The sequence below is a fragment of the Elusimicrobium minutum Pei191 genome (assembly GCF_000020145.1).
Lineage (GTDB): Bacteria > Elusimicrobiota > Elusimicrobia > Elusimicrobiales > Elusimicrobiaceae > Elusimicrobium > Elusimicrobium minutum.
The window spans coordinates 1,322,807-1,338,206 of the sequence record NC_010644.1 but is presented as its reverse complement, the minus strand read 5'-3'; the positions used below and the strand labels follow the sequence as shown (position 1 = coordinate 1,338,206).

The 15,400-nt window shown below is 41.2% G+C and carries 16 protein-coding genes; 10 read left to right on the top strand and 6 right to left on the bottom strand.

The window, feature by feature from the left end; genetic code table 11:
- The 5 genes from EMIN_RS06295 to EMIN_RS06275 are packed head-to-tail and all read right to left on the bottom strand — an operon-like array spanning position 1 to position 5,289.
- Positions 1-1,602: an AMP-binding protein gene (locus tag EMIN_RS06295; protein WP_012415402.1), complete on the bottom strand. Its 1,602-nt coding sequence runs from the start codon at positions 1,600-1,602 to the stop codon at positions 1-3.
- A gap of 45 nt (positions 1,603-1,647) precedes the next feature.
- Positions 1,648-2,514, bottom strand: a complete 867-nt coding sequence (locus EMIN_RS06290) for an ABC transporter permease (protein ID WP_012415401.1) — start codon at positions 2,512-2,514, stop codon at positions 1,648-1,650.
- A complete protein-coding gene (locus EMIN_RS06285) occupies positions 2,507-3,532 on the bottom strand; it encodes an ABC transporter permease (protein ID WP_012415400.1) in 1,026 nt (341 codons plus the stop codon). The genes EMIN_RS06290 and EMIN_RS06285 overlap by 8 nt, the downstream gene beginning before the upstream one ends.
- Positions 3,525-4,337 (bottom strand): ABC transporter ATP-binding protein, encoded by an 813-nt coding sequence (locus tag EMIN_RS06280; protein WP_012415399.1) that lies wholly within the window; start codon positions 4,335-4,337, stop codon positions 3,525-3,527. The genes EMIN_RS06285 and EMIN_RS06280 overlap by 8 nt, the downstream gene beginning before the upstream one ends.
- Entirely contained in the window at positions 4,315-5,289 is a 975-nt protein-coding gene (locus tag EMIN_RS06275) for an ABC transporter ATP-binding protein (protein ID WP_012415398.1), read from the bottom strand. Before EMIN_RS06275 ends, EMIN_RS06280 begins: the two co-directional genes overlap by 23 nt.
- Before the next feature lie 104 nt (positions 5,290-5,393).
- On the opposite strand from EMIN_RS06275, the gene EMIN_RS08405 reads away from it, so the two are divergent.
- Together EMIN_RS08405 and EMIN_RS06265 are read left to right on the top strand one after the other, a co-directional pair.
- On the top strand, positions 5,394-5,825 hold the full coding sequence (locus EMIN_RS08405) for a DUF192 domain-containing protein (RefSeq protein ID WP_187146156.1): 432 nt from the start codon (positions 5,394-5,396) through the stop codon (positions 5,823-5,825).
- Between the two features lie 3 nt (positions 5,826-5,828).
- Positions 5,829-7,286 (top strand): M20/M25/M40 family metallo-hydrolase, encoded by a 1,458-nt coding sequence (locus EMIN_RS06265; RefSeq protein WP_012415396.1) that lies wholly within the window; start codon positions 5,829-5,831, stop codon positions 7,284-7,286.
- A gap of 63 nt (positions 7,287-7,349) precedes the next feature.
- Here EMIN_RS06265 and EMIN_RS08400 read toward each other — a convergent pair whose 3' ends face one another.
- Positions 7,350-7,886, bottom strand: a complete 537-nt coding sequence (locus EMIN_RS08400) for a type IV pilin protein (RefSeq protein ID WP_012415395.1) — start codon at positions 7,884-7,886, stop codon at positions 7,350-7,352.
- Between the two features lie 46 nt (positions 7,887-7,932).
- On the opposite strand from EMIN_RS08400, the gene EMIN_RS06255 reads away from it, so the two are divergent.
- The 8 genes from EMIN_RS06255 (at position 7,933) to scpB (ending at position 15,382) form a co-directional block, all read left to right on the top strand.
- Positions 7,933-9,183, top strand: a complete 1,251-nt coding sequence (locus tag EMIN_RS06255; RefSeq protein WP_012415394.1) for a threonine synthase — start codon at positions 7,933-7,935, stop codon at positions 9,181-9,183.
- Positions 9,184-9,203: 20 nt separating this feature from the next.
- Entirely contained in the window at positions 9,204-9,626 is a 423-nt protein-coding gene (gene nusB / locus EMIN_RS06250) for a transcription antitermination factor NusB (RefSeq protein ID WP_012415393.1), read from the top strand.
- Entirely contained in the window at positions 9,613-11,583 is a 1,971-nt protein-coding gene (gene ligA, locus EMIN_RS06245; RefSeq protein WP_012415392.1) for an NAD-dependent DNA ligase LigA, read from the top strand. Before nusB ends, ligA begins: the two co-directional genes overlap by 14 nt.
- Before the next feature lie 9 nt (positions 11,584-11,592).
- Entirely contained in the window at positions 11,593-11,781 is a 189-nt protein-coding gene (locus tag EMIN_RS06240; protein ID WP_012415391.1) for a hypothetical protein, read from the top strand.
- A 175-nt stretch (positions 11,782-11,956) separates the two neighbouring features.
- The gene (locus EMIN_RS06235) at positions 11,957-12,637 is read left to right on the top strand and encodes a site-2 protease family protein (RefSeq protein ID WP_012415390.1); all 681 of its coding nucleotides are present in this window, start codon (positions 11,957-11,959) and stop codon (positions 12,635-12,637) included.
- Positions 12,638-12,645: 8 nt separating this feature from the next.
- Positions 12,646-13,767 (top strand): tryptophan--tRNA ligase, encoded by a 1,122-nt coding sequence (trpS, locus tag EMIN_RS06230; RefSeq protein ID WP_012415389.1) that lies wholly within the window; start codon positions 12,646-12,648, stop codon positions 13,765-13,767.
- A 3-nt stretch (positions 13,768-13,770) separates the two neighbouring features.
- Positions 13,771-14,556, top strand: coding sequence for a segregation and condensation protein A (locus tag EMIN_RS06225; protein WP_012415388.1), 786 nt, complete (start codon positions 13,771-13,773; stop codon positions 14,554-14,556).
- Positions 14,534-15,382: an SMC-Scp complex subunit ScpB gene (gene scpB, locus EMIN_RS08395; RefSeq protein ID WP_012415387.1), complete on the top strand. Its 849-nt coding sequence runs from the start codon at positions 14,534-14,536 to the stop codon at positions 15,380-15,382. Before EMIN_RS06225 ends, scpB begins: the two co-directional genes overlap by 23 nt.
- The last annotated feature ends 18 nt before the right edge of the window (positions 15,383-15,400 follow it).

The following is a 15,400-nucleotide window of genomic DNA, read 5'->3' as shown; positions in this document are numbered from 1 at the left end:
CTATTCTTCCGCCGGGGCGACGGTACGTTCTTTTAGTTTTTCCACGGCGTCTTTTCTAAGCTCTCGTTTTAATATTTTTCTTAAAGAGTTTTTAGGAAGCTCCGTCATAAACTCAATATCACGCGGGCGTTTGTAGTTGTCTAAATTAGTTTTCAAAAACTTCCTGAAAGCTGTTTCATTAAAATCAACGCCCGGTGCTTTTACGGCGTAAAGTTTAATAAATTCGCCGCCGCGGCCGTCGGGCACGCCTATAATGGCGCATTCCTCAATACCGGGGAATTGCATAATGGTAGCCTCCACCTGGGCGGAAAAAACTTTAAGGCCTTTTATAATAATCATGTCTTTTTTTCTGTCTTTAATAAAGATAAAACCCTCATCGTCAACAAGGCCTATATCGCCCGTTTTGAACCAGCCTTCTTTGCTAAAAGCCTCTTTTGTCCCTTCGGGATTATTATGGTACTGTTTAAAAACATTGGGGCCTTTTACCGAAATTTCACCTTCCGCATTTCTGGGAAGCTCATTCTCATTGTCGTCTAATATTACCACTTTAACGCTGGGAAGAGCCGGACCTACGGAGCCTTTTTTATTTTTTTCCTCAAGGTTAACGCTTATAACGGGGCTTGTTTCCGTTAGGCCGTAACCTTCAAGAAGTTGAATACCGAGGTTTTTTTCAAAATGATCCTGGGATTCTTTGTTAAGCGGCGCCGCGCCCGAAATGCAAAAACGCACCTTTCTAAACGCCCAATATTGCAGGTAAAGTCTTTTAATGCCGCGCGCTTCTTTCGCAAGAATATAAAATATTTGAGGTATTGCTATAAAAAGAGTTACTCTTTCAACTCCCATTAAGTGCAGCCAGGCTGAAGGAGGGGTAATGCTTGGCGCGATAACGGATTTTAAGCCCAGGTAAATGGGAAGGATAACGCAGGTCATCCAAGCGAAGGTGTGAAACATGGGAAGAAGGCAAATCATGGCGTCGTCTCCCGCTATTCTAAATACCTGCGCGCAGGAAATAATATTTGCCGCTAAATTGCCGTGTGTTACCACCGCTCCTTTCGGGGCGCCGGTTGTGCCTGAGGTGTAAAGAATAAAAGCGTTATCCTCAAGGCTGGGTTTATGTTCTAAGATTTCAGACTGTATTTTGCTGTTTTCAATTTCTTTTTGTAAATCTTTTACTCTTTCATCCTCATTATTTTCGGGGTAATCTGAACAGAAAAAATATTTAAGCGAGGGCGCTATTTCAGCCGTTTTTTTATAAGCGCGCAGGAATTCGTTTTGTAAAATTACCATTGTGGCGCCGCTGTCCTCAATAATAAATTTGATTTCTTCCGGTTTTGAAATCATAAAATTTATGGGCACCGCTATTGCGCTTAATTTATACAAAGCAAAAGAAGTTATAACAAACCAAATTGAGTTTTTATGGGCTATGGCTACAGAATCGCCTTTTCTTATACCGTAGGTCCAAAACATATCGGCGCATTTATCTACAAGAATTTGAAGCTCGTGAAATGTATATTTTTTGCCTTCAAACACAAAAGCCACACGTTCGGGATATCTGTAAGCGCTGTCTGAAAGGGCGGTGTATAAATCTTTTTTTCTAATCATAAAAAGAAAACCTCAATTTAAATTATGTTTATATATTCTATAAAATTAATGTTGCCTGGGGTCCAAGATGTCTCTAAAAGCGTCTCCAAGCAGGTTCCAACCGAGTACGAATAAAAATAAAGCGGCGCCGGGTATAAGTATGGTATGCGCGTAAGCAAAAGGGTTACCCTGCGTTCCTAAAATCCAGTTTCTAGCCATGGCTATAAGCTGGCCCCAATCTGCCGTTCCGGGAGGGGAACCCAACCCCAAAAAGCTAAGCGAGCTGGCAGTAAGCACAATGTAACCAATATCTAAACTGCCTACTATTATTGAAGGATAAATCGAATTTGGAATAATATGTTTAAAAAATATTCTGGGCCCGCCGGCGCCTATTGTGCGCGCGGCTAAAACATAATCGCGTTCTTTTACTGAAAGTATATCGCCCCTGATAAGACGGGCGTAACTGGGCCAGGCCACAGCTGTTAAAGCTATAACCATGTTTTTTAGTTCCGGCCCAAGCATAGCCGCTATAACCATGGCTAAAACAAGGCTTGGTATAGCAAAAATAATATCGGTAAACCTCATTATAATTTCGTCCGCCCAGCCACCGGCGTAAGCGGCTATACCGCCCACTAAAATGCCTATAAGCATGGCGAAGAAAACCACGGTTATGCCTACTTTAAAAGCCATTCTGCTGCCCCATACTATGGCGTATAAAATATCGTATTGAGACTCTGTTGTGCCGAAAATATTTTGCGCGTTAGGCGGCTGCGGAGTAACCGAATATCCGTTTTGCGGAAGTTGGAAAGGGTTTGCCCCTTGTGCGGGCGCTATCTGATTTGCGAAAACGGCTATAAGAAGGAAAAATAATACCAAAGCTAAACCGAGCATGGCGCTTTTATTTTTAAGTATTCTTTTTAAAAGTTTATTCATAGCGTATCCTCGGATCAAAAGCTGTATAAAGGATATCGGCCATCAAATTTCCTATAACAAATAAAAACGCTACCATGCAGGAAAATCCCAAGATTCCGGCTATATCAAGTTGCTGCGCACAGGCAACGCCAAAACGTCCTATGCCCGGAAACGCGAAAATGGTTTCAACAATAACCGTGCCTCCTAAAAGGCGTATAAACTGAATGCTTGAAAGCGTTATAACGGGTATAACGGCGTTTTTAGCTGCGTGCTTATAAACAATATCTTTTTCTTTTAAACCTTTGGCTCTGGCTGTGCGTATATAATCTTTGTCTAATTCTTCGAGCATACTGCTTCTCATAACGCGTATCATTAAAGCAAAAGAGCCCGCACATAAAGTAACGGCGGGTAAAATAAGATGCCTAAGCGCGTCCCAAAAAACAGACATTTGCCCGTTAAGAAGCGAGTCTACAAGCAAAAGCCCCGTATGTTGTTTAAAACCCGGCCCGTATATAATTAAATCGGAAGCGAAAGAATATCTGCCCGGAGCAAACCAGCCCATCTTGCCGTAAAAAATCATAAGAAGTATAAGGCCAAGCACAAATATAGGCAAAGAAAATGTTGCCACGCTTAACATTCTTATAAGGTTGTCCTGCCAACGGTTTTTGTTTACCGCGCTTACCACGCCCAGCCATACGCCAAAGAATATTACCAACGCCATTGTTATCAAAGCAAGCTCTATCGTGGCGGGTAAATATTTTTTAATTGCTTTTGCCACAGGCATGTTAGCCGTAGGGCTGTAGCCGAATTCGCCTTTTACTATATTGCCCAGCCAGCGGCCGTATTGCTTAAAAACATTATCCCTAAGTCCGTATTTTTCTATAACTTCCTCAAGCGAGCCCATTTGCCTCGGGTCTTCTATATATAATGAAGCGCGCATTTGCGGACTTAATGTTTGGGTGAGCAAAAAAAGTAAAAAAGTCGCTCCCAACATAACAAAAGGAAGCATTATTAAACGTCTTAAAATAAATTTAAACATTGTACGCCTCCTTTGGTAATTTTATTTTTGGCACCGCTTTAAAAAGGTTTTTTGTGTATTCCTGTTTTTGGGATTTAAATAAAGTTTTTGCCGCACCTTCCTCAACAATAACGCCTTTATGCATAACGGCTATTTTATCGCACAGAAACATTGCGGCGTTAATATCGTGTGAAATAAATAAGATGCTTAAATTAAATTTACTTTGTAATTCCTTTATTAAATTTAATACCTGCGCCTGTACGGAAACGTCAAGCGCGCTGGTAGGCTCGTCAAGTATCAAAAGTTTTGGCGTAAGCGCTAAAGCGCGCGCTATAGCCACGCGCTGCCTTTGCCCGCCTGAAAACTCATGGGGGTATTTTTCAGCCGCCGCAGTCTCTAATCCTACGGAGTTTAAAAGCTCCGCGACTTTTCCGTTTAAATCTTTTTTACTTTTAAAAATATTGTGCACTATAAGCGGCTCGGCTATAATTTGGCCCGCGCGCATTCTGGGGTTTAAGCTTGAATAAGGATCTTGAAATACTGCCTGCACATCTTTTTTTATAGCTTTTTTTCGCGCTTTATCTTTAGTAAAAATATCGTTGCCGTTTATTGTAACACTGCCTTTTTGCGCGTCCTCAAGGCCAAGTATAATTTTTGCCAAAGTTGTTTTTCCGCAGCCCGATTTCCCAACTAGACCGAGCGCTTTGCCCTGCGGTATTATGATATTTACGTCAAAAAGAACATCGGCAGTTTTTATTTTTTTTAAAAACAAACCGCGTTTAAAATATGACTTGTTTAAATCTTTAATCTCCAAGATATTCTTCATTAGCGTTTAACCAGCATCTAGATTTTCTTTGTCCTAAATTAAACATTTCCGGATTTTGGAATTTGCATCTTTCCAGTTTTTTAGGGCATCTTGGCTCAAAAGGACAGCCTTCAAAAATTGTTCCCGGCGCAGGCGGTGTTCCTTCTATCGTCTTTAACCTGCCTTTTTGTGTTATGCCCGCTGCGCAAGCGATAAGACCTTGTGAATAAGGGTGAAGAGGTCTTTTAAAAAGCTGCTCGGTTGTGCATTCTTCTACGCATTGCCCCGCGTATAAAACAAGCACTCTTCCGCCTAGTTCGTTTACCAGGGCAAGGTTATGCGTTATAAAAATTAAAGCTGTTTTTCTTTCTTCCTGTAATTTTTTCAAAAGAGCTAATATTTGTTTTTGTATGGTTACGTCTAAGGCGGTAGTAGGTTCGTCGGCTATTAAAATGTCCGGTTCGCAGGCAAGGGCCATGGCTATCATAATACGCTGCCTCTGTCCTCCTGAAAATTCATGCGGGTAAGAGTCAAGTTTTTTTTTCGCGTCAGGTATTTCAACTGATTTTAAGAGAGATAAAGTTTTTTCCTTTATATTTTTTTTTGTAGCTTTTTTATGCGTAAGCAGTGTTTCGTAAATTTGCGAACCTATTGTCATAACGGGGTTGAGGCTTGTCATAGGATCTTGGAAAATCATGGCTATTTTTTTGCCCCGTATATTTTTTAGTTTGCTTTCAGGTAAAACGGACAGGTTCTCATTTTTAAAAATTATTTCACCCGTTATTTTTGCGTTTGTAGACATTAACCTTAAAATACTTAGAGCGTGTACCGTTTTGCCCGAGCCGGACTCACCCACTATAGACAAAGTTTCGCCGGCATTAAGTTGGTAACATAGTTCTTTTAATACTTTTATATTTGCTTCGGACGTTTTAAAAAACACAGACAAATCTTTAACCTGAAGTAATGTATCCATATAAAAATTATAGCAAGTGTTAGGTTTTTATGCCAAAAAACAAAGAAAAATGCACCCCTATACGCTCATTGTACTTGCTGCGTAAACTTTGTAAACTGGTATATATGAAAAGAATGTTCGTTTTAACTTTGATTTTTATCATGTTCGCGTGTTTGGGTGAATATAAAACGGTAGAAGTTAAATTTCCTAACGGAAAAATTATTAAAGCTGAAATAGCCGATACCCCCGCCCTCACGGAAAAGGGGCTTATGTACAGGAAAGAACTTGCCGAAGATAAAGGCATGCTTTTTGCTTTTGGCGAAGAGGATGTGAGAGTATTTTGGATGAAAAATACTTTTATAGATTTAGACATGGTTTTTCTTGACTCTGATAAAAAGGTTAAATGCGTGCACTCTAACGTGTCTAAATCAACGCCTTTCACGCTGGATTCGGACGTGGCGGTCGCTTTTTGTGAAAATTCAAAATACGTTTTGGAAGTAAACGCCGGAATAGCGGCCAAAAATAATTTACAACCCGGCCAAAAATTGGAGTTTTAATAAATGTGTTTTAAAAAGATTTTATTTAGTGTTTTTTGCGTTTGCTTTGCGGCCTCGCTGCAAGGGCAGGAGCTTGTTTGGGCCGATTTAGAACAAGACGCTAAAAAACATCTTATTAATCTTATTAATATAGACACTTCACAGCCCGAAGGCAATGAAATTAACGCTGTAAGATATGTTTATAAAGTTTTAAACCGCCATAAAATAGACTGGGAAATTTACAGGCCCGAAAAAAGCCGCGCTTCCATTTCCGCAGTTATAAAAGGAAGCGATAAAACGCTAAAGCCGCTTATGCTGCTTGCACATTTAGATACTGTGGCACCTTCCGGCACATGGAAATACCCGCCCATAAAAGCCACTGAGGAAAACGGCCGTATATATGGTCTGGGTTCATCAGACGCTAAAAATTTTGCAGCCATATATCTTGCTTTTTTTACATGGATTAAAAGAAATAACATAACGCCTAAAAGGGATATAATTTTGCTTCTGACGGCTGATGAAGAAAGCGGAAGTTCAAAAGGATTATCCTGGGTAATGAACAGCCCGCGTTGGAAAAAACTAAAGCCGGGTTACGCTATTAATGAAGGCGGCAGCGTTATTATTGAGGAAGGTTCCGTTCCTCTCATTTTTGTTGAAGGCGCTACAAAAATGTATATGGATATTAAGATAACCGCAGCGGGAACTGCCGGGCATTCATCAATGGGCGCGTCTGGCAATAACGCGGTTTACAATTTGTCACAGGCTTTATCAAAAATAGAACAGTTGCGCATGCCTTATGTTTTAACACCGGTTACCAGAAGTTTTTTTGAACAAATTTCGCATATACAAAATGAAGACGGCAAAACAACAATTGAACTTTTACTTGGCGGAAGTAAGAGCGAGTCTGATATGGCCGCGGAAATAATTTCCGGCGACAATTTTTTTAAAACACAACTGCAAGATACTATTACCCCTACAATAATTTCAGCGGGAAATGAGGTAACTTCAACATCCTCTGAAGCTACGGCGATTTTAAACTGCCGTCTTTTACCTTCAACAGAACCGGATGAATTTGTTTCAAGAATAACAAAACTTTTTGAAGGGGATGAAAATATTTCAATAGAAGTTTTGGAAAAACCTAAAATGCCCGCGCCGCCTTTTCCGGACGGAGGGGATGACCTTTTTAGCAGCATTGTTTTGTCCGGGCAGGAAGTTTTTGAAGGTTCCATTACGCTTTTAGGTATGACGCCCGCTTCAAGCGACAGTGAATTTTTAAGAAGGGAGGGAATTATTGCTTATGGTATAGGCGCGCCTGCGGATGTCAGGGAGATAGACGGGCACAGTCATTCGGCGGACGAGCATGTAGAACTTTCCGACTTTTTTAAACACCTTAAGTTTTCATCAAACATTATTTACAGTTTTGCTGTGGGGGGGTATCTTTCCGACCGTGAGATAAAAGAATCTGCTGAGGAAACAAACTAGTTTGTCCTTTAATATTTTTAATAAAAAAACCGCGGTTAAAAACTGCGGCTTTTTTATGTTATTTTATAAGTAAAAAACAGTAAAACTTCCGTTTGTTGTGGTTGGTAATCTGCTTTCGCCAAGCCCCATACATATTTTTTTAGCATCGGTGCCTGTCTGCGCCCAGCATTGCACCGCGCCCACATTTGCCGCTCCGGACCCGGGCCTGGGAATTACAATTTTATATGTGCCGAAACCTGATGTTCTTGTTCCTTCCACCGTTGCCGGTAAAAGTTTGTAAACGCTGTTAACCACTCTGGTAGTGGAGCTGCCTACATACCCGGCGTAATTAGTTAAAGTGTCATTTAGGTTTGTTGTTTTTGTTATATCGCCCGCGGTTGTAATGTCTAAAAGTGAAATATCAGTCGCCTGCGCGGATGAAAGATTATTGCGAAAAGCGTATCTTTCCGCAGAGTCATAAATATCGCGCGATAGTTTAAGCACCTCGGCCGCTTTTGCTTTTTCAATAGTTAAATTATATTGGGGAATGCCTATAAAGGCCAATATAGCTATAATTGTTACAACAACCAGAAGTTCTATTAATGTAAAGCCCTTTTTCATATGAGTCTCCTTTAAGGATGTTCTAAAATTGGTACAATACAAGTATATGAAAAAGATACTAAACTTACAATGTATAAATTGCGGTAAAGAATATAAAACAAGCGCAACGGACTTTCTTTGTTTATCCTGCGGGAGCAACCTGGAAGTCAATTATGATTATAAGTTAATTTCTAAACGTTTTAAAATAGAGAATTTTAAAGATAAAAAACGCTTTGATATGTGGCGTTATATAGATTTGCTGCCCGTTAACGATTTTGATAAACTGCCCTATGTGCAAGTAGGCTGGACGCCGATGTACGACCACAAAGAACTTGCAGATGAACTTGGTATATCAAAACTTTTAATTAAGGACGAAGGACGCAACCCCACAGGTTCAATCAAAGACCGCGGCAGCGCGGTGTCTGTGGCAAGAGCTTTGGAACTTGGATTAGATATAATAGCGGACGCTTCCACAGGCAACGCAAGTGATTCTTTGGCCTGTTTAACCGCCGGTTTAGATATTAAAACAATTGTTTTTACAACCAAAGATGCGCCGTATCCCAAACTTACTCAGCTTTTTGTGTATGGGGCGGATGTCTTTACCGTAGACGGCACTTATGACGATGCTTTTGAGCTTTGCAAAAAAGCGGTTGAAGAATACGGCTGGTATTCCAGGGCGGCGGGGTATAATCCTTTTACAAGGGAAGGCAAGAAAACATGCTCGTTTGAAATATGCGAGCAGCTCAACTGGGAAGCCCCGGATAAAGTGCTTGTCGCCGTGGGCGATGGGACTATTTTAAGCGGTATGTGGAAAGGTTTTGTTGATTTTCAAAAACTTGGTATTTTGGAAAAAATGCCGCAAATGATAGCTGTGCAAGCAGAAGGCAGCGACGCTATAAAAAGAGCTTTTGAAAACAAAGGCGAGGTTACCGCCGTTAAAGCGCATACGATAGCTGACAGTATTTTAGTTAATTACCCGCGTGACGCGCAGCTTGCGGTTCAGGCTTTGCAGGAATCAGACGGGTACGCCGTTACGGTAACGGATGAAGAAATACTTGCCGCTATACCCGAGTTTGCCAGAAAGGCCAACATTTTTGCCGAACCGGCGGGCGCGGCTGTTTACGCCGCTCTTAAAAAATTAGCGGAGGAAGGTAAAATAGAACAGGATGAAACCGTTGCTATTGTTATAGGCGGCAACGGACTTAAAGACACGTATTCTTACGCTAAAAACATACAGAAAGCGGAAGTAATTTCAAAAGATTTTGAAGCATTTAAAATAACGGCCAAAGAAAAAGGGCTTATAAAAACAGATAAATAAAATTATAACGGAAGAGGATTATGGGTAACAGAAGACTTGCAAGAGAACATGCCTTACAAACGCTTTACTACGCCGATACCGGCAAAACGCAGGGCAAGGACATTAATGAGTATAAAGAAGATTTTAAAGACAGCCTTGACGCCGCCGGCTTTGAGTTCTGTTCAGGCATAATTGACGGCGCTTTGGAGCATCAGGCCGAGCTTGATAAAATAATTTCCGCTTATGCGAAAAACTGGTCGCTCAACCGCATGAGCGTGGTTGACCGCTCCATACTTCGTATGGCCGCTTACGAGATGCTGTTTTCACCGGAAAACACGCCCGTCGCCGCCGTTATAGACGAAGCTATTGAGCTCGCAAAAAAATTCTCTACGGAAAATTCAAGCCGCTTTATTAACGGTCTTTTAGACCAAATTAAGAAAGAGCGCAAGAATGGACAAAATTAAAAAAGAGATAGAAGATTTAAGAAGCAAAATCAACTATCATAATAACCTTTACTACAATTTGGACAATGCCGAAATTTCGGATGCGGAGTATGACGGTTTATACGCCAGGCTGAAATTTTTGGAAGCCATGAACCCCGACTATGCGGACGCCGCGTCGCCCACACAAAAAATAGGGGGCGCTGCTTCGCGCGTTTTTACGTCTGTTACGCACGCTTCGCAAATGATGTCCTTAGACAACACCTATTCCTCCGAAGAGGTTTTGCGCTGGCATGAACGCTGCGTAAAAAGTTTGGGCCACGGAAATTTTGAAATGGTGGCCGAGGCTAAAATTGACGGCGTTTCCTGCTCGCTTACTTATGAAGGCGGCGTTTTAACGGTTGCCGCCACAAGGGGCGACGGCAAAACAGGTGAGGATGTTACCGCAAATATTAAAACAATAAAAACAATTCCGCATAATATTTCTTTTAAAAATAAAATAGAAATACGGGGCGAGATTTATATAGAAAAAGCGGACTTAAAGCGGCTTAATGAAATACAGGAAAACGAAGGGGAAAATATTTTTGCCAACACCCGTAACGCCGCGGCGGGCAGCATAAGGCAAAAAAACGCGGAAATAAGCGCCTCGCGCCCTTTAAAATTTTTCGCCCATTCATTCGGTTACGGCGATGTTGATGTTAAAGGTTTTGCGGAGTTTATGGATTTATGTAAATCATGGGGATTTTCGGTTACGCCAAATAGAATAAGAACGGCGGATATTAATGAAATAACGAGTTTTTATAAAAGGTTTGAGGAACTAAGGGCGGGTTTGCCCTATGACGTTGACGGCATTGTCGTTAAAATAAACAGTTTTGCCGAGCAAAAAATTTTAGGCGTTACCGCCAAAAGCCCTCGCTGGGCGATAGCTTTTAAATATAAACCGCCGCAGGGCAAAACAGTTGTAAATAAAATAATTTTTTCAGTGGGAAGGACGGGTATTATTACTCCGGTTGCCGAGTTAGAACCTGTTGCCGTGGCGGGCGTTATAATTTCAAACGCTACTCTTCATAATTTTGATGAAATAAAACGCCTTGGCGTAAAAGAGGGGGACACTGTTATTGTAGAGCGCGCGGGGGAAGTTATACCCAAAATTCTTAATGTTGTTAAAGACGGCGGCGGCAATGAAGTTAAGGCTCCTAAAAACTGTCCTTCCTGCGGTTCTAAAGTTTACCGGTATGAGGATGAAGTTGCCATAAGATGCATAAACCCCGCCTGCCCGGCGCAGATAAAGGGGCATTTGCTTCATTTTGTTTCGCGCGCGGCCATGGATATTGACGGTTTTGGCGAAGCCGTGGTCGAGCAGGTTGTTGAAAAAAAATATGTTAAAGATTTTGCCGATATCTACAATTTAAAAGCGGAGCAGCTTTTAACGCTGGACCTTTTTAAAGATAAAAAAGTAAATAATCTTTTATTGGCGGTGGAAGCTTCTAAAAAACGTTCTTTAAGCCGTGTTCTGTACGCTTTCGGCATAAGGCACGTAGGCCAGAAAACGGGTGAGATACTCGCCAACCATTTTGAGGATATTGAAAATATGCTTGCCGCTTCTTTAGAAGACTTTCAAAAAATAAATGAAATAGGCCCGGTGGTAGGTCAAAGTGTTTATGATTTTATGCAAAGCGCAAAAGGCAAAGAAGAAATTGCCAGGCTTAAAACGGCTGGCGTTAATTTCACGCAGCCTAAAGTGCAACTGGCTGGTAATGAGCTTTTGGGCAAAACGCTTGTTTTTACGGGTGAACTCAATATGCCCAGAACGCAGGCCGAAGCGCTTGCCAAAGCGCACGGGGGCAAAGTGTCGGGCTCGGTTTCTTCCAAAACAAGTTATGTCGTGGCCGGAGCGGACGCCGGCAGCAAACTTACCAAGGCTCAAAGCTTAGGCGTAAGCGTGATAAGTGAAGAGGAATTTTTAAATTTGATAAAATAAGGTATTGGTATGAAAAAATTATTTTTAACCTTTTTCGCGGTTTTAGTTATATGTACGGCTGCTTGTAAAGATAATTCACAACAAAACCCGGTTTCAAAAACAAAACAAAGCTGTACCGAGCATAAGGACTGCGCGGGTCATGCTGCGGCTCAAGTAAAAAGCGAATGCGTTGCAAATGTTTGTACTTTTGTCCCGTAGACTATAAATTTAGCGTTTTTAACCCCCTTTTTTATTTAAAAAGGGGGTTTTTTATGTATTTCAGGCTTGTTTTTAAAATAAGTTTTTTCAAACACAAAGAACTTTGGGCCTGGTGATTAAAAATAATGTTAAAAACCTTCCATAAAGGGGTAATAATTAGTAGAATTACATATATATGAATTTAAACTGGATTGCATTTCCCATTTTGTTTTTATCAATTGTGCTTCATGAAGTGGCGCACGGGTATACGGCCTTTAAACGGGGCGACGACACCGCGTACCATTTAGGCCGCCTTACGCTTAACCCGATACCGCACGTGGATCCGGTAGGGTCAATTATAATCCCTTTGCTTTGTTATTTTTCGGGGATGCCTGTTTTCGGCTGGGCAAAACCCGTGCCTATTAATATGGCAAGGTTAGAACACCCCAATTCCGACATGGGCAAAGTTTCTTTAGCGGGGCCCATGACAAACGTGCTTATTGCGCTTATAGCGGCGCTCGCTTTAAAAATAGCTCTTATAACCACAAATAATTTTACGTCAGTCGGGCCGCAACACGCGCAGTTGGCTGGTATTTTTGTTTTAACGATGTTTCTTTTTATGCAAATTAATATTATGCTTGCCGTTTTTAATATGATGCCTATTTTGCCGTTAGACGGCGGCAGGGTTTTAATGTCAATTTTGCCGCATAACCTGCAGTTAAAATACGGGCACACTGAACGTTACGGCATGATGGTTGTTATAATTTTTATAGTTATTGGCGGGGCAAGGTTTATTGTTTGGCCTATAGCCGGTTTAATTTTAAAATTAATTGAAATTTCTTTCGGGCTACAGCCTGTATTTGGTTTATTGAGGTAAATTTAATTATGAGTAAAGAAGAAAATAATATTATAGTCTCGGGCATGCGCCCCACTGGAAGATTGCATTTGGGTAACTATCACGGCGCTTTAAAAAACTGGGTGGATTTACAAGATAAATATAAATGTTATTTTTTTGTGGCCGATTTGCACGCTTTAACAACCGCGTATGACAGAACGGAAAACATAGCAAACAACAGTTATGAAATGGTTATTGACTGGCTGACTGCGGGGCTTGATTCTAAAAAATGTACTCTTTTTATACAATCGCACATACCGCAGGTAAGCGAACTTAATTTGCTTTTGGGCATGATTACGCCTGTAGGTTGGCTTTTAAGAAATCCTTCCTACAAAGAACAATTAACGGAAATTTTTAAGAAAAAATATGCCGGGCAGGAAGCTAACATTAAAATAGAACGCGCCGAACAGCGTGAGGGGGGCGTTGTACAGCTTTCCCAAAAAGTTACTTTAGCGGGCGGGCTTAGCGAGCTTACCGAGCAGGAGCTTAATGAGCTTGCCGTGTACGGGTTTTTAGGGTATCCTGTTTTAATGGCTACGGATATTTTAATTCACAAAGCGTCTATGGTTCCGGTAGGACAGGATCAGGTTGCCCATTTGGAAATAGCGCGTGACATAGTGCGCAGATTTAAAGATATTTACCACTCGGATATTTTAGTAGAGCCCAAACCTTTGCTTACAAAGGTATCAAGAGTACCTGGTTTGGACGGGCGCAAAATGTCCAAATCTTACAATAACACAATAGAGCTTGGCGAAGATGTTGACGCGGTAAGAAAGAAAGTTATGACCATGTTTACCGACCCGAACAAGAAAAGAGCCAACGACCCTGGGAATCCCGACGGCTGCGTAGTATTTTCTTTCCACAAAATTTATAACCCGGATTATGAAAAACGCTGCGCCGAATGTAAAGCCGGCGCTTTAGGATGCGTGCAGTGTAAAAAGGACTTGTTTGCTTTTATGGAACCTGAGGTAAAAGAATTTAACGAAAAACGCAAAATATTTTCAAGCGACAGGGCTGAAATTGAAAAACTTTTACAAGGCGAAGCTAAAGAAGCTATGCGCTCAGCCCAGGTCACTTTAGACGAAGTCAGAAAAACAATGAGGCTTGCATAAATAATGATAAACGAAACCTCAATAAATGTTCATATAGACGTTTTTGAAGGCCCCCTTGACTTGCTTTTGCATTTAATCAAGAAGGACAACCTTGATATTTATGACATTAATATTTCCGATATAACCAAACAGTATTTAGAGTATCTTGAGATTATGAAGAGTTTAAACCTTGAGGTAGCGGGTGAGTTTTTGGTTATGGCCAGCACGCTTATGCAGATAAAGGCAAAACAGCTTTTGCCTTCTCAGGCGCCCACTACGGAAGAGGACGGCCCCAACCCCACGCAGGATCTTATTAATAAAATTGTCGAGTATCAAAAATTTAAAGAAGCCAGCAAATATCTTGATGGTAGGTTTGAGGAGTTTAAGGATAATTTTTATAAATCCGCGCCTATTTTTGACTCGGGCGAAAGGGTGCTTAACCTTCAAATGTTTGATTTGCTTGCCGCGGTTAAAAGAGCTTTTGACAGGCTAGATGAAAAGCAGCATGTTGAGTTGTTAAAGATGGAAGAGTTTCCCATTGAAAAGAAAATGGACAAAATTGCCGAACTTCTTTCCGGCAGGTCGTGGGTGCTTTTGGACGATATTTTTACCGGTGAAACTAAAAAACGCGGCGTTATAACTTGTTTCCTTGCACTTTTAGAACTTATGAAAATAAGAAAAATCATGGCCAGGCAGGACGAACGCAACGGCGAAATCAGAATTTACTTAAATCCCGAAAATAAAGATATGGATTACAAAGAACTATTTAACAAGCAGGAGAATGAAGATGGACAACCAAACGAACAATAACGCTGAAGTTTTGGAAGAAATAGAAAACGAGGACATGCTTAAAAGCGAGGACGCTAAGAAAATTATAGAAAACCTGCTTTTTATTACCGACCGTCCTTTAACGGTTAAACGTATTACCGAGGTTGTTGAAGGCGTTAACGCGGCCGACGTTATGGAAATTATTACCGGCCTTCAAAAAGAATATTCGGAAACGGGCCGCGCCATACAAATTTTAGATATAGCGGGCGGTTTTCAAATGTCCACAAAACCCGAATACGGCAGATGGGTAAGAAAACTGTATAATGAAAAGATGACGGCCAAGCTTTCTAACGCCGCTTTGGAAACGCTGGCGATTATAGCCTATAAACAGCCTGTTACAAGAGCGGAAGTTGAAGCTATAAGAGGCGTTGATATCGCGGGCCCTTTGGAAAAACTTTTGGAAAGAGGTCTTGTAAAAATTTTGGGTAAACGCGATACTATAGGCAAACCTATGGTTTACGGAACCACAGATGAATTTTTAAGGTTATTCGGGCTTAACAAAGTTTCCGATTTGCCTGATATGGATATTTTCGCCGCTAAAACGGCGCCTGTAACAGAAGAGGCCGACCTCCCTTTTGAAAACGGGGGCGCTATTCTTCCCCTTGAAGAAGACGGAGAGGAAATAGAAGTTTTTGTAAGGGAAACATTTGAAGAAGAGAGTTGCACGCCCGTAAAAAATGAAGAACCGTCTGAATTTGCAGCGCAGCAATACGCGCAGGAAAGCGAAGTTAAAGAGGCGGAAGATTTTTCCGATGACGAGGAAATAAAAGATACGGACGAAGACATAACGGATACCGACGAAAAATAATTCCCATAGCGGAGGATT